This is a genomic window from Cellulophaga geojensis KL-A (assembly GCF_000568425.1).
GTDB lineage: Bacteria > Bacteroidota > Bacteroidia > Flavobacteriales > Flavobacteriaceae > Cellulophaga > Cellulophaga lytica.
The window spans coordinates 18,195-33,618 of sequence record NZ_ARZX01000023.1 but is presented as its reverse complement, the minus strand read 5'-3'; the positions used below and the strand labels follow the sequence as shown (position 1 = coordinate 33,618).

The window sequence follows — 15,424 nt, the reverse complement described above, 5'->3', positions numbered from 1 at the left end:
TTAAGCAACATCAATATTTAAACTCTTTAATTTATCTTTTAACTGTTTTATAATTTTTACCGCGTTGGGGTTGTCTCCGTGCACACAAAACGTATCTGCTTTAATTGTTTTTATTGTTCCTTGCACAGTAACTACCTTTTTACTGTAAAACATACCGTACACGTGATTAAACAGCATATCAAAATCTTGTATAACTGCATTTTTTTGTGATCTAGAAACTAGTGTTAAATCATCATTATAATTACGATCTGCAAAAGCCTCAAACATAATTTCTACACCCTGTTCTATAGCAACACTAGCTATTACAGAATTATAAGGAACATATAATTTTACAGGTAAATTGATGTTTTTTACAGCTTTTACTATCACTTTTGCTACATTTTCATCTACTGCTGCTAAATTGTACAATGCGCCGTGTGGCTTTATATGATGCAAAGTAGTTTGTTCTTCTTCAATTATAGTAAGTAAGTTTAGTAGTTGTTTTTGAATAGAATTTAGTAACTCCTGGTTACTCATTTTCATTACAACCCTTCCAAAGTTTTCTTTATCCGGAAAAGAAGGATGTGCACCTATTTTTACGTTATGTTTTTTTGCTAAACGAACAATATGCATCATTAAATCTATAGTACCAGCGTGTCCGCCACAAGCTATATTACAGGAAGAAATATAAGGCATTAATTGCGACTCATTACCTACTCCCTCACCAACATCTACATTAATATCTATTGTGTTTACTGTCATTAAAATAAGTTTAAAGAAAATACTTTATTTAAAGTTGCTACAGATAGTAAAATACTAATTGCAAGAATTATAAAGCCTAGTATATTTTGTTTTATATTGTTTTTGTATACACCTAAAACCGACTCCTTATTCATTATCCATAATAAAAAAGCAGCTATAATTGGTAGTAAAATTCCGTTTGCTATCTGAGCAAATTTTATAATGTCAATAGGTTTAATTCCTAATGAAGAAAATACAACGCCTAAAAACAAAATAAACATCCAAACAGCTCTAAATTTTAATGATTTTAAGTTTGTAGACCATCCTAAACAACCACAAGTAACATAGGCCGCAGCTAAAGGAGCTGTAATTGCACTAGTTATACCTGCTGCAAACAAACCAATTGCTAAAAAGTACTTTGCAAAACTACCAAACAAAGGTTCTAGCCCTTTGGCTAAATCGGCAGCAGAATTAATGTCACTTCCTTGTATTGCAGCAGCAGATATTATAACACACATAGATACTATACCTCCTAAAATAACAGCCACAATGGTATCTTTACGTGCATATTGTAAGTCGGTAACCGATTTCCATTTTTCACTTACCAATGATGCGTGTAAAAACAAATTATAAGGCACAACAGTTGTACCAATTAAAGCAATTACTGTTAATATACCGTCTTTAGGTAAAGTTGGTTTAAAAATACCACTAAAAATAGCTGCTATGTTTGGTTTGGTAATAATTGCGGTAATTAAAAAAGCCAAGCTCATTGCTATAACCAAAGAAATTAGTGCTTTCTCTAAAACCTTATAATTACCAATAAATAGTAATACAAAAGCAATTACACCAATTAAAATACTTAAATAATTAAAAGAAAAACTCCCCACATTTACATAGGAATCTCCCAGTATTGCCTCTAAACCCAATATACCACCACTTATATTACCAGCCTCATAAACAGCATTACCAATAACAATTGCAGAAAGTATAAGTACTATGGTAAACCATTTTACAATTGGATTTTTAATTTCTGTACGTATAATTTTGCTTAGTCCTTTTTGAGATACAATACCTACTCTAGCAGACATCTCTTGCAAAACAATTGTAGCAACTATAGAAAGTACCATAGCCCAAAGCAATGCAAACCCAAAATAAACTCCCGCTAGTGTACATACTGTAATAGTTCCTGGACCAATAAAAGCTGCTGCTATTAGCGGACCTGGCCCAATGTTTTTAAACCATTTTTTTATCATTCTGTAGTTTGGTTATTTAATGTAAGTTGAAAGATAAAAAAACTTATACGCATATAAAGTTTAAAGAGGTATAATATTAAAATGAATACATAAAATTAAGCAAGTAATATCTACCTAGTAGATTCGTTTTTTGAGAGTTAATAGAAAATTCATTTACATTTCTCTGTATAAATGAAGTGTTATCTAATAAATTAACCCCTTTTAATCCCAATTGCCAATTTTTATTTTGAGGTATATACATTATATCAAAATTTAAGAATGAATTGGTTGTATCCTTGTCGGTAAAATTTGGAATAAAATAATTATAAGAAACACTACTAAATATAGACCTTGATGGTTTAAATAGTAGTTTAAAATTATTTTCTAAAGACTTATTTACAAATAAACTCTGGCTTACGGTTTCCTGATAAGTAAACTTAGTTGTATTCTCAAAATTAATTGATGAATTAAAAGCGGTTTTTAAGAAAAGACTATTAAACAAATAAAGAGCTTTATTGTCTCTTAATCCTGAATTATTAATGATGTTTTTATAATTGTAAATTGAATAGTTTGATGAAATTTTGAAATTAGTTTTTATTGATGGTATTAACTTTGAAAAATTAAAGAAAAAACTAGTATTATCTGTGTATTCATTTAGAAAAAAACTTGTTGTTTTTATAGCGTTTTCATTTATATCTGTATTGGAGAAATAATTACCTTTTTGCTTCAAGTAATCCACTCCAAAAGATAATGTTAACTGATTAAAAAGATCATTTTTAGAGTACATAAGACTATATTTTTGATTTTTTCGTGTTGTAATATCAGGAATATTATTTTTTACCATACGATTACTAATTAAAACTAGGTTCTCAAATACATTCTGAATTTCCTGTGTGTTTTGATTAAAACCTGTATTTAAATTTAAATACGAATTTCCATTAAACTTATACATCACTGATAATGAAGGCTCAAAAATAAAAATATTTTCATCTAAGGGGTTTGTAGCGCCTTCTAAATCTTGATAAAGTTGCTGAAAAGAAAGTTTAGGTGAAAAAGAAAATTTTCCTATTTTCCAATTATATGATCCTTGAGTGTATATGCTATTTTTAATAAAATTTACATCATTTAAACTTCCATCAACCGCTAACTCTTGCGTGTTATTTTTGCTAATTATATTAGAATAAAAAGTTTCTTTACCTAAATTAAATCCTACTAAAACACTGTATTTATTGTTCTTTTTACTTTTACCTAACAAAACTGTTTTAAAAGCCGTGTAGTATTTTTTAGAAGAATTACTTTGTATATCACTATTAAAATTTTCAGTATTAAAAACAGAAGGATCAATGGTAAAATTTTGATCTAAATTATTAAAAGAATTTGCTAAATTAATCTGTAAAGCCTTGTTTTCTGACACCTTGTTGGTATACTCCAAGTTCTGTTTAAACAATTTATTTTGGGTATTAAGTAGTGAATTAAAATCATTCTCTTGGTTAGATATAGTTCTATATTCAGTATCTATCGTTTCATCCCTAAAACTAACGTTATACTCTAACAAAGAAGTTTTAGATGTGTTGTACTTTAATTCTAAATCTCCTCTATACTGTAAAGGTTTTTTGTTTATATAGTTATCATCAAAAATTGCAAACTGCTCATCACCAGTAATTATAGTACTTTCTGAGAACTGGTTACTGTTAATTTTATCTGACAAATAATATAAATTTACTTTTGCTTTTAATTTATTAGTTACTTTATAAATACTATTAAAATTAGTAAACAACAGACTATTTTGATTTGATAAATTGTTATTAGTAACCTGATTAATATTATATTCTGGAATTATATTTTGAGCGTAGTATTTTTCATCCTTTAACTGCTCTTGCGTAATTTGATTACCAGAATAATTAAAAGGAGACGAATTTTTACCAATAGTATTGTAAGTACCTACAGCAAAAGATTTATGTATTTTATTTATTGCTAATAAATTTGTTGATACATCTAGCGGGCTTTTTTTAGAAGTAGTAAAACCACCTAGTCCAATATCTATACTACCAGAAATGTCACTTCTGTCTTTTTTTAGTTTTAAATTTAAAGCAACTTTTTGACTATTTTCAATTCCTTTTAAAAGTTTGTTTTCAGAGTAGTTTTCTATAGCTTCAATTTCTTCAATTAAATCTATATTTATATTTTTAGTACCTATAGTATAATTGTAATCAAACAAATTATCTCCTTCAATTGTGACAGTTTCTATAGATTTACCCCTGTAACTAATATTACCTGTACCACTATCAACCTCTATACCCGGAAGTTTCTTTAGTAAGTCTTCTACTTTTCTTTCTGTACCATCTACATAAGAATCTACATTATAGGTAACAGTATCTTCTTTTATTGTAAATGCTTTCTTTTTTTCAACTACAACTTCATTTAAATATTCAATTTTTTCTTTAAACAATACAAACTTAAAATTTAATGTATCTAATGGTTTTAATCTTTTTATCTCCTCTGTATAATCCGTATACCCTGTGGCTTTAACAGTTAAAAAGAAACTGTTGGTGGAGTAACTTTTTTTAAGTTTATAAGTAAACGCCCCTTTAGTAACAAGTATAAACTCTTTAATTACATTATTATTACTAGGTTCTTTTAACAGTATTTGTGCGTTTATAGGTGTATTATCACTAGTAGTAACAGTACCTTGTATTACTTGTGAATAGCTTAATGCTATACTACCTAGTAAAAGAAATGTTATTAGTAGAATTTTAGAACAAAAGAAATTTTTCAAAAGTTATGTGTGCTATTAATTTTTAGAAAATTTCTTATGGTATTTATTTAGTGCATCATTATACTCTTTGTCGTCTTCATCTATATATAATTCAATACCACCTCTAGAAGATACAACACCTCCAATATTTTCATTAGGCCTATAACTTAAAAGCTCTATTGCTTTTTTCTTGTACAAGTCTTTATAATCCTGCCAAGTTAGTGCGTCTTTTGTACCAAAAGGGTTTTCTAAAACAGCTAACTTTACCTTGGTATTTTTAATACCTATAGGTTTAAAAGATATAAAGTTATCTATAGATTTCAGCTCTAAAATCATACCTGGTAAGCCATCATATTTATAAGGGCCACCAACAGGAAGATCAGGCGTAAACCAAGCCTCATACTTTCTCCCTCTAAAGTCCATTGTTGCCAATTGGCATTTAAAACCTAAAATTTCTTTAGTATTATTTTGTATGCTCCAATTAAAAATATTTAGACTATCCTTAACAACAAAATATTTGTAAGCAACTTCATGTTTAGAGTAAAAAGCACCTTTGTTGTAGTCCTTAAATAACGTACTAATATTTTTACCTGTTGGCGTAAAAGTAAATCTAGAATCGTCATCTTCATCTGTAGTTACAACTTCTGTAGTTTTTAATTTGCTTTTTTTTGTGTAAATAGACTTATTTAGCTCTACAAATTTATTTAGCTCATAAACACCTATAAAAGGTCTTTTACCTTCTTCTATTGTTAAAGTTCTTTCATACTCTATTTGATATATATTTACAGAATCTTTCTGTGCAAATAAATAAAATGAGCTAATTGTAATAAAAATTAGACTAAGTACTCTTTCTTTCATACTGTATTTAATGTCTTAAAACATAAAAAAACGAATATAGTATTTTTCTTTCGTAATAAGATGTTAAAACCTACCCTAACCACCCTTCTCTGTCTAAACTACGGTATTGTATAGCCTCAGAAATATGATCACCCAAAATAGCCTCTGAACCCGCTAAATCGGATATTGTTCTTGCTACTTTTAAAATCCTGTCATACGCTCTAGCAGATAAGTTTAAACGCTCCATAGCTGTTTTTAATAATTCTTTAGACGGTGTATCTAAAACACAATACTCTCGTATTTGTTTGGTATTCATTTGTGCGTTGTAGTGTATGTTTTCTAAGGCTTCAAAACGTTTTGTTTGTACTTCTCTTGCTGCAGTAACACGTTTTCTAATCTCTACGCTACTTTCTCCTTTACGCTCTTCTGATAGTTTTTCAAAAGGAACGGGAGTAACTTCTATATGTATATCTATACGATCTAATAACGGACCTGATATTTTGCTTAAATACCGTTGCATTTCTGCAGGCGAAGATGTTACAGGAGCATCCGGATCATTAAAATAACCACCCGGACTAGGATTCATACTTGCAACTAACATAAAACTACTTGGATAGGTTACTGTAAAACGTGCTCTAGCAATGGTTACCTCTCTATCTTCAATTGGTTGACGCATAACCTCTAGCACTTTACGCTCAAACTCAGGAAGCTCATCTAAGAAAAGAACTCCGTTATGCGATAAAGATATTTCACCCGGTTGCGGGTAACTTCCACCGCCTACTAAAGCAGCAGAGCTAATGGTGTGATGTGGATTTCTAAACGGACGCTGGTTCATTAGTCCGGCATTTTTAATTTTACCTACTACACTGTGTATTTTTGTGGTTTCTAAAGCCTCGTGCAGGGTCATTGGAGGCAAAATAGAAGGTAAACGCTTGGCTAACATTGTTTTTCCTGCTCCAGGAGGACCAATTAGTATAATGTTGTGTCCGCCAGCTGCTGCAATTTCCATACTGCGTTTAATACTTTCTTGGCCTTTTACATCAGAAAAATCAAACTCAGGAAAATCTAAACTTTTATAAAACTCTGTTCTAGTATCTACAATAGTTTGCTCTAAAGGAACATCTTTATCAAAAAAGTCTATTACTTCTGTAATTTTTTCTACACCATACACTTTTAAGCCAGACACAATTGCAGCTTCTTTTACATTTTGTTTAGGTAAAATAAACCCTTCAAAACCTTCTTCTTGAGCCTTTATTGCAATGGGTAAAGCACCAGTTATGGGTTGTAAACTACCATCTAAGGAAATTTCACCCATTATTAAATACTTTTCTATATTGTCTGATTTTATTTGTCCGGATGCACTTAAAATTCCTAATGCTAAAGTTAAATCATACGCAGAACCTTCTTTACGTAGGTCTGCGGGAGCCATATTTATAGTTATTTTTTTTCCAGGAATTTTATAACCATTATTCTGCAAAGCTGCAGCAATTCTGTAGTTACTTTCTTTTATTGCATTGTCTGGCAAACCTACTAAATGGTAGCCAATACCTTTGTTAATATTAACTTCTACTGTAATAGTTGTAGCCTCTACACCAAATACAGCACTACCAAAAACCTTTGTAAGCATTAATTATTTATTTTTCTTAAAAGTAAGAAAAATATTCTAAAAGTTAACGTTTGTTTATATTTTGATGAATTTACAAGGAGTATATCTACTCTACCCTTGCATGTGGCTTAAAAACCAATAACGATTTTTTAGTTGCTATAATTTCCTCTTTATTCATCATCATTTTACGAAACTCGCCATTTAAGTACATTTGAGCCTGATCGTTATAATGAGAGCTAAACGGACTACCAGATTGCCCTGTAGGTAGTATGCTTATGCTATTTTCTATATCAGAAAAATCTATTACCCTACGTGTTGATGGTCCTGAGGTTACTTTATAAATACTATCTTCACTATAGGTAAAACCCATATTATTTATAACTTCTTTAGTGCCATTCACAGGAAAAGGGCCAACATTAAAGTACTTGCGTAACGTTTTTACCTTACCTATAGGGTGCTCATGCTCTAATGTATGTATTTTTCCCCAAGTCCAAGCTTCTGTATTTTCTCCAAATTGATTTTTTAATGACAATAGCGCATCTGTTAATGACAACTGAAAAATATCATCTGAAGTCTCTACCTTAGTAGTTGTTACATTATCCCACCAAATTGATGAGCTATTGCTTACCATTGGTGCAATTAATCTTTTATGAAAATGTGTTGTAAGCAACTGGTTAAAAAGTTCTTCACCTAGCTCATCTTTAAAGGTATTTTTAAGCATATAAAACACCCAGCGTTGGTATAAGCTAGACTCTACACTGTTTACCGTAGCGCTACCATCCCAATTGGTTAGTTGGTCTAATAATTTAATAGCATTAATATCTAACTTACTAATATCTATATTTTTAGCCATATTAGTAACAATGGTTGGGTCTACAGCAGAAGTAACATCTGTAATCATTTTAGAAACCGACGCTTTATCCCAATCATTTTTAGGCCTTAGCAACTGCTCTATACGTTTGGCTCTGCTTTCTGGTAAATAGTATCCCGGAAAAAACCTTCCGTTTATAGTGTCTGGTTGGTTGTTTGCAGAATACACAAATTCCCAAGGCGGATTTTCTGCGTGCGGATTTTCAGAAAAATCTAAAAAATCACCACGTTCTTGCATACCATTTGTTCCGTTTAAAATTAATTTGGTATTAGTACTATCTGGCATTTTATACAACTTAGCTGTTGCCCACCAAGCTACATTGCCTTCTGCGTCTCCGTACATTATATTTAAACCTGGAGCGTGTAAATCTCTTAAATGACGTTTAAAAGTACCCATAGACTCTGAGTGAGACATACCATACAATGCACTTAAAAGTTTATTTTCTACTTGGGTAAAAATCCAAGATATTGCAACCGGTTTTTCTCCTGTTACGCTAGTTGCTATGCCGTTTAAAACTGCACCGTGTCTGGTAGATTTTACCGTAAATTTTACATCATCCTCACCTTTCACCTTAATTATTTTATGCTTGTAATTGTATTTTCTCCAACCATTTTCTGTTTTATACTGTGTAGTATCTTTTGGGTTAGTTTCTTCATAATAAAAATCAACATCATCATTCTCAAACATTGTTAAACCATAGGCTAACTGCCTGTTGTGTGCCAATAAAGGAAAAGGAACACCTGCTAAATGATACCCATACTTTTTATACGTTGGTGTGCTTAAATGAGCTTCATACCAAACGGTTGGTTGAGAAAAACCAATATGTGGATCGTTTGCTAAAATTACAGCTTTGTTTTTTGTTTTTTGGGGCGATAAAACCCAACTATTACTTCCCTCAAACAAAGGTATTGGTAGGTTTTTAAATGTAGAAGCTAATTTGCTAGCCAAATTAAGTTGTAAAGTATCTTTTAATGGGTCGTAATTTTCTATAAGTGTAGAAGATGGTTCTGTTGTAATTGATAAATCTTTTAAGTAAGCACTACCAAGCTTGCTCTTTATAGTACTAAGTAATGGATCTGTTTTGTGCGCCATTGCAAAGCTAAATGCCATATACCCAATGGTATTATGTATGTCTTTTAGCGTAAAAGGGCGTTTATCTACACCTGTTAAGTAAAATTCTACTGGAGTTGGACCTTCTTCCTGAAACTGGTTAACACCATCTAAATAAGCTTCTGCAAGCTTTACATAGTCACTATTAGGATCTAAGTTAGCTACCGTTTCCTTAGAGTAATCATCTATACCTAACGATAAAAAAAGCTTGTCTGTTTCTACTAAGTCTTTTCCAAAAATCTCTGATAATTCACCAGGGCCAATTCTCCTTAGTAATTCCATTTGCCACAACCTATCTTGTGCGTGTACATAACCTAATGCGCGTATAGCATCTTTTTCTGTAGCGCCATAAATATGAGGAATTCCGTAATTGTCATAATAGACATCTACTTGGTTAGATAAATTTTTTAAATCTTTTTCTCCTTCATACTCAGGAGTTAAAGAATAAATAAACATACAAAAAGCTAAAAATAACAAGCCTAAAACCGGAATAATTATTTTTAGTATCTTCTTTAAGCGGCGCATAATAGGTTGTTTGCCTAAAGGTAGAATTAAATTTTAAAAAAGAAAACCTATTTTACGGCTATAATTTAAAAAAAGAACATCACTACTACAAAATACTGATTTTAAGAATATTAGCGTAATCAGTATTAACTTTAAACCTATTATCTGCACGTTTGCCAACTACCCAAACTATGTTAGACTCCGAGCATAGTAACCACTGCTCTTCTTTTGCTACAACGCTTAATTTAATGTCTTTATAAAATTTACTAAGCTTTTTTTTACCATTTTGTCCAAAAGGATAAAAAACATCTCCTTCTTCACGTTTACGCAAAACTAAAGGAAACTTTAATTTAGACTTATCTACATAAATAGTGGTGTCATTGGTAATTCCTATTTCAGATACATTTTGAAAATGCAATTTTATAGGATAACTTATAGTTTCTTGGTCTTTGTTCACCAAATACACATCAGAATTTGCCTCTTTAAGCTCCTGTAATAGTAAATTTTCTCTGTTTTTAACCAACCTATGTGTTCTAGACAAAACTTGTTTACCGCTCATTGCCGTTAGTAAATTAGCAACATCTTGCCATTCTGTAAATCCATAGCTACTAAACAATGCATACAAATAGGTTTTTAAGGGTTTGTAGGTTAATAATTTAGAAACAGAAACCTCTATAACGCCATTTTTACGTACAAATAATTTATTTTTAAGAAGTTTAATGTAATCCTCTGCTAAAACAGAAGTTTCTTGCAAATAGGCTTGTGTATTATTAAAATTCTGTAAAAATGTTGGATGCAATTCTTTTAATTCTGGTACAATTTTATGTCTTATTCTGTTTCTTAAATATTTGGTTTCTTTATTGCTTTTATCTTCTCGCCATTTAATATTGTTTTGCTTAGCAAAATCTTCTATCTCATCACGAGTAAAAGGCAATAATGGCCTAGCTAATGCACTAGTTTTTGATGGTATACCCAACAAACCACCTACACCAGTACCACGAGATAAATTAATTAAAAAGGTTTCTAAATTATCATCTGCTTGATGGCCTGTTAACACGGTTTCTAGATTATTTTCTTTAACTAATTTAGCAAACCAAGAATACCTTAAGTCTCTTGCTGCCATTTGAATAGAAACCTTATTTTTAGCAACATAACCAACTGTATTAAAATTAGTTACGTATATTTTTTTTTGTAATTGTAGTGCCATTTGACGAACAAATTCTTCATCTGCATCACTAGCTGCATCACGCAATTTAAAGTTACAATGCGCTATAGAAAAATCTAACTGCAATGCTGCACACAAATGTGCTAACACAACACTATCTACACCACCGCTACAAGCTACCAAAAACGGGCGTTGCAGCAACAGTGGAAAATGGGCTTTAATATGATTTTTAAATTCTTTTAGCACGTTACAAATGTAACTAAAGTTTAAGATATTTTACCTTCTAAAACCTGTCTCATTGCTTTTGCCTTAAGTAAGCACTCCTCATACTCCTTTTCTGGACTGGCTTTTGCTGTTATAGCACCACCAACAGAAAACGACACGTATTTTTCAGTGGCATTATACAAAATACTACGTATAACTACATTAAAATCAAAATCTTGCTCTGGTGTAATATACCCAACGGTACCACTGTACAAGCCTCTTTTTGTAGCTTCTAACTCTTCTATAATTTGCATTGCAGACACCTTAGGAGCACCGGTCATACTCCCCATAGGAAAAGTCTCTTTTATAATATCTACTACATTTTTATCACTTTCAACAGTTGAAGTAATAGTTGAAATCATTTGATGTACTTGATTGTAAGTGTATACTTTGCATAATTCTTCTACTTCCACACTTCCTTTCACAGCACTCTTAGACAAATCATTACGTACCAAGTCTACAATCATTATATTTTCTGCACGTTCTTTTTCATCTTTGCCTAAATTAATCCGTAAATTTTTGTCTTCAATTTTGTTAGCAGATCTTTTTGAAGTTCCCTTAATTGGCTGAGAAATTACCTTTGTACCTTCTTTTTTTATATAACGCTCTGGTGATGCAGAAGCTAAATATTTATCATTTAATTTAAAGAAAACAGAAAATGGTGCTTTAGATATTTTATTTAATTGTAAGTAAGTTTCTAACGGATTAATAACAGTGTTTTCTGCATAAAACTCTTGGCAAAAATTGGCTTCATATATATCTCCTCTATGTATTTTTTGAAGCATTTTACCTACTCTATTAAAATAATCGTCCTTAAAGATTCTCATTTTAATATGTATGTTCTTTTCTTCTTGTTTTTGTTCTACTTTTAGGTTGATTTTGGTAATTTCTTCGTAATCTGATTGTAGCTCATCATCAACCATATTTAAATATAAAAAATGAGCAGTATTCCCTTGTAATTGTATTATTTTTTTAGGCTGAAAAAAGTACAATTCAGGAAAATGCAGGCCGTCAAAATTTGCAGATTTTAATTGCTCTGTGGTATTCTTTAAGTCGTACGTTAAATAACCAAAAATCCAATCTTTGGTTTCTGTTTGGTAAGTTTTTAAATCGTCAAAAGCATTAAAACTGTCTGTAGACAAGGCCGTTAATGCATCTACAGCCAACATTCCGTCAAAAGAACTGTATTTGTTTTCATGCAAGTTACTGTCTAACCAAACAACCTCGTAAAATTGCTGACTCCAAACAAGTAATTGGTTTTTAAATACCTGAACATCATCAACCGTAAAAGAAAAAGATTTGCGCAATGGTATGGTTTATAATTTAGCTAAAAATTGATCTACAACTGACTGGTATTCGGTCTTTAAATTAGATGCTACAAAAACATCTTCTTTAAAATTATCATAAAAAGAAGGCAACGAAAAGCTAGCAACTATTTCTGCTCCAAAGCGTGGTAATACGCCTTTTGCTTGTTCCATTGCACTAATTGCGCCTCTTTTACCAGGAGAGGTTGAAAGTAAAAGTACCTTTTTACCTTCTAAAAAATTACGATCTAGCCTAGAAAGCCAGTCTATTAAATTTTTAAAAAAAGAAGACAACCCACTATTGTGCTCATTTACTGCTATTACTAAAGCATCTGCACTTGCAATTGCGCTATTTACATTTTTTAGTTCTGTAGAAAAACCATCATTTTTTTCTGCATCTTCACTATACATAGGAATGTTAACCTTAGACATATCTAACAACGTAACTGCGTTATCACCTAAAACACTAGCAGTAAATGTTGCTAATTTATAGTTTATAGATGTGCTACTATTACTTCCGGCAAAAGCTAAAATATTACTCATTTTAAATAGTTTTTAACGAAAATACCGTAAATAACAATCATTTGCGAGCATTTTAGCTAATTTTGCAGACGAAAATAATAAAACCAACTGTAAAACAAGCACATAGCTTTTTTATAACCACCAATGGAGAAGAAAACCAATAGATTATACTTTATAGACGCTATGCGTGCTTGGGCTATTTTAATGATGTTACAAGGTCATTTTATAGACGGATTACTAGATTTTGAATACCGAGACAAAACCATTTTACCTTATGCTATTTGGAGCTATTTTAGAGGAATGACAGCTCCTGTTTTCTTTACTGTATCCGGTTTTATATTTACATATTTGCTGGTTAAAGGAGATAAAATTGGTTTAAAAAATCCGCGTGTTAAAAAAGGAATTAAACGTGGACTACAACTAATTTTAATAGGTTATTTACTTAGAATGAACCTGTTTAGCGTGCTTTTTGCAGAGCTGTACGACTCTTTTTATTATGTAGATGTATTGCATTGTATAGGCTTTTCTATTTTAGGTATTATAGCATTGTATTTGCTTACCAGTAAAACTAAACCAATTGTGTTTGCTACTATTTTACTTAGCATAACATTACTATTATTTTTATATGAACCTAGTTATGATAAACTACCACACACCTATTTACCAAAAGCCATAGCAAATTATATTACCAAACTATACGGTTCTGTATTTACCATTATTCCTTGGTTTGGGTATGCTACTTTTGGTGCGTTTATGGCTATGTTATTTACCAAATTCAAAAACCACAAGCATTTATACCTAAATGCTATACTTATTTGTACAACTTTAGGGTTGTTTTTAATTTTTGGATCATCACCATTGTTTGCATTTATTTGTGATGTTACAGGCAATAACTTTTTATATGCAGTATACACTAACAACTACTTGTTTATTAGGCTTGGAGACGTACTTATTATTTTTTCTTTATTTATGATGTTGCGCTCTTTTTTAACCAATAAAGTTGTTTTAAGGATAGGGCAAAATACCTTAGCCATTTACGTTATACATTTTATTATTTTATATGGTAGCTTTACTGGACTTGGAATTTACCACTACTTAAAATATTCTTTACACCCAGCAACAGCCATAATTGGAGCTATTTTATTTATGATTAGTTGTACTTATTTAGCTTTATTGTATGATACTTATGAAGATAAAATAAAAGCTACACTGCAGAAGATAAAGTTTGGGGCCTTAAAGCTATTTAGACTAGCTAAAAATTGACATTTGCTATTTTTTGATGCTTAGTTTTGCGCTATGTTTACGGCCAAATAACTATAAAATGAGCAACGAAAAAAAATACTCACCAATAAAGGTAGAATTAGAAAAAGATAAAAATTACGGCTGGTGTACTTGTGCACACAGTAGCAACCAACCATTTTGTGATGGTTCTCATAAAGCACATAACGCAACACCATCTATGCGTTTTTCTGTAGAAGAAACAAAAACGTACAATATGTGTACGTGTAAATTAACTAGTAATCCTCCTTTTTGTGACGGATCTCACAAGTAGTAATCTACACAGCATCAATACTAAAAGTCCTTATGTAAAATTCATAAGGACTTTTTTTAGGTTTTGTACGTATGTTAATACAAAACAGTATAGCGCAAAATCTACAAATTACATAGATTTGCAAACAGACATTAACATTACAAATGAAAAACACTACAACCATTTACAATGCTGTATTGGCAATTGCTGGTAGCGACTCTGGCGGTTGTGCCGGTATACAAGCAGATATAAAAAGCATTAGCGCTAACGACGGTTTTGCAACAACAGCAATAACAGCTATTACAGCACAAAATACACTTGGGGTAAACGCTATTTATCCAATACCAACAGTTGAAATTAAAAACCAAATAGCAGCAGTATTAACTGATATTAATATTGGAGCTATTAAAATAGGAATGTTACAGTCTACCCAAATTATAAAAACTGTAACAGACTCCTTAAGGGCATATAACAATATACCAGTAGTTTTAGATCCTGTTATGGTAGCATCATCTGGTCATAATTTACTGGATAATTCTGCCTTGGAAGCCTTAAAATTGCTTTTACCAATAGCTACATTAATAACACCTAATATACCAGAAGCTCTGGTTTTATTAAATATTGATACTATTTCTCCTGAAAATATGCCAGAAATGGCTAAAAAAATAGGAAAAACCTATAAAACATCTGTTTTACTTAAAGGCGGACATTTAGAAAACTGTACCTCTTTAATGGATGTTTTATATGTGTATGATACAGATAGCTTGCATAATTTTTCTAAGACACAAATAGATACAAAAAACACTCACGGTACAGGTTGCACCTTATCTTCTGCCATAGCAACGCATATAGCTTTGGGCTGCACACTTAAAGATGCTGTACAAAAAGGAATAACATATACACACCAGGCTATTGTTGCTGGTAAACGAAAAGAACTTGGTCAAGGTAACGGACCAGTAAATCATTTTTACAAACTGTATTAAATAAAAAAGGCTGCTCTAGT

Annotated in this window: 12 protein-coding genes; 3 read left to right on the top strand and 9 right to left on the bottom strand. The window is 31.2% G+C overall.

Annotated elements, in window-relative coordinates:
• The 9 genes from pxpA to KLA_RS14655 all read right to left on the bottom strand — a co-directional run bounded on the left by pxpA (position 1) and on the right by KLA_RS14655 (position 12,911).
• Entirely contained in the window at positions 1-741 is a 741-nt protein-coding gene (gene pxpA, locus KLA_RS14695; RefSeq protein ID WP_034646649.1) for a 5-oxoprolinase subunit PxpA, read from the bottom strand.
• Entirely contained in the window at positions 741-1,973 is a 1,233-nt protein-coding gene (locus KLA_RS14690) for an Nramp family divalent metal transporter (RefSeq protein ID WP_034646648.1), read from the bottom strand. Before KLA_RS14690 ends, pxpA begins: the two co-directional genes overlap by 1 nt.
• A gap of 76 nt (positions 1,974-2,049) precedes the next feature.
• Positions 2,050-4,728, bottom strand: a complete 2,679-nt coding sequence (locus KLA_RS14685) for a hypothetical protein (RefSeq protein WP_034646647.1) — start codon at positions 4,726-4,728, stop codon at positions 2,050-2,052.
• 15 nt (positions 4,729-4,743) lie between these two features.
• Positions 4,744-5,565, bottom strand: a complete 822-nt coding sequence (locus tag KLA_RS14680) for a GLPGLI family protein (protein ID WP_034646646.1) — start codon at positions 5,563-5,565, stop codon at positions 4,744-4,746.
• 70 nt (positions 5,566-5,635) lie between these two features.
• Positions 5,636-7,171: a YifB family Mg chelatase-like AAA ATPase gene (locus KLA_RS14675; protein WP_013622575.1), complete on the bottom strand. Its 1,536-nt coding sequence runs from the start codon at positions 7,169-7,171 to the stop codon at positions 5,636-5,638.
• A gap of 85 nt (positions 7,172-7,256) precedes the next feature.
• Positions 7,257-9,656, bottom strand: a complete 2,400-nt coding sequence (locus KLA_RS14670) for a penicillin acylase family protein (protein ID WP_034646645.1) — start codon at positions 9,654-9,656, stop codon at positions 7,257-7,259.
• Between the two features lie 85 nt (positions 9,657-9,741).
• Complete coding sequence (tilS, locus tag KLA_RS14665; RefSeq protein WP_034646644.1) at positions 9,742-11,046, bottom strand: tRNA lysidine(34) synthetase TilS; 1,305 nt, start codon at positions 11,044-11,046, stop codon at positions 9,742-9,744.
• Between the two features lie 20 nt (positions 11,047-11,066).
• The gene (locus KLA_RS14660) at positions 11,067-12,371 is read right to left on the bottom strand and encodes an anthranilate synthase component I family protein (protein WP_034646643.1); all 1,305 of its coding nucleotides are present in this window, start codon (positions 12,369-12,371) and stop codon (positions 11,067-11,069) included.
• 9 nt (positions 12,372-12,380) lie between these two features.
• A complete protein-coding gene (locus KLA_RS14655) occupies positions 12,381-12,911 on the bottom strand; it encodes an NADPH-dependent FMN reductase (protein WP_034646642.1) in 531 nt (176 codons plus the stop codon).
• Between the two features lie 123 nt (positions 12,912-13,034).
• Here KLA_RS14655 and KLA_RS14650 point away from each other — a divergent pair, with 123 nt between their 5' ends.
• From KLA_RS14650 to thiD, 3 genes are all read left to right on the top strand, one after another.
• Positions 13,035-14,153: a heparan-alpha-glucosaminide N-acetyltransferase domain-containing protein gene (locus KLA_RS14650; protein WP_013622580.1), complete on the top strand. Its 1,119-nt coding sequence runs from the start codon at positions 13,035-13,037 to the stop codon at positions 14,151-14,153.
• A gap of 58 nt (positions 14,154-14,211) precedes the next feature.
• Entirely contained in the window at positions 14,212-14,442 is a 231-nt protein-coding gene (locus KLA_RS14645) for a CDGSH iron-sulfur domain-containing protein (protein WP_013622581.1), read from the top strand.
• A gap of 143 nt (positions 14,443-14,585) precedes the next feature.
• Positions 14,586-15,404, top strand: a complete 819-nt coding sequence (gene thiD / locus KLA_RS14640) for a bifunctional hydroxymethylpyrimidine kinase/phosphomethylpyrimidine kinase (protein WP_034646640.1) — start codon at positions 14,586-14,588, stop codon at positions 15,402-15,404.
• Positions 15,405-15,424 lie beyond the last annotated feature (20 nt).

Excerpts from the sequence above, each read along its gene's own strand:
- KLA_RS14690 (WP_034646648.1), bottom strand. The coding sequence starts at position 1,973 with ATGATAAAAAAATGGTTTAAAAACATTGGGCCAGGTCCGCTAATAGCA.
- KLA_RS14675 (WP_013622575.1), bottom strand. The coding sequence starts at position 7,171 with ATGCTTACAAAGGTTTTTGGTAGTGCTGTATTTGGTGTAGAGGCTACA.
- KLA_RS14670 (WP_034646645.1), bottom strand. The coding sequence starts at position 9,656 with ATGCGCCGCTTAAAGAAGATACTAAAAATAATTATTCCGGTTTTAGGC.
- thiD (WP_034646640.1), top strand. The coding sequence starts at position 14,586 with ATGAAAAACACTACAACCATTTACAATGCTGTATTGGCAATTGCTGGT.
- KLA_RS14655 (WP_034646642.1), bottom strand. The coding sequence starts at position 12,911 with ATGAGTAATATTTTAGCTTTTGCCGGAAGTAATAGTAGCACATCTATA.
- KLA_RS14680 (WP_034646646.1), bottom strand. The coding sequence starts at position 5,565 with ATGAAAGAAAGAGTACTTAGTCTAATTTTTATTACAATTAGCTCATTT.
- KLA_RS14650 (WP_013622580.1), top strand. The coding sequence starts at position 13,035 with ATGGAGAAGAAAACCAATAGATTATACTTTATAGACGCTATGCGTGCT.
- pxpA (WP_034646649.1), bottom strand. The coding sequence starts at position 741 with ATGACAGTAAACACAATAGATATTAATGTAGATGTTGGTGAGGGAGTA.
- KLA_RS14645 (WP_013622581.1), top strand. The coding sequence starts at position 14,212 with ATGAGCAACGAAAAAAAATACTCACCAATAAAGGTAGAATTAGAAAAA.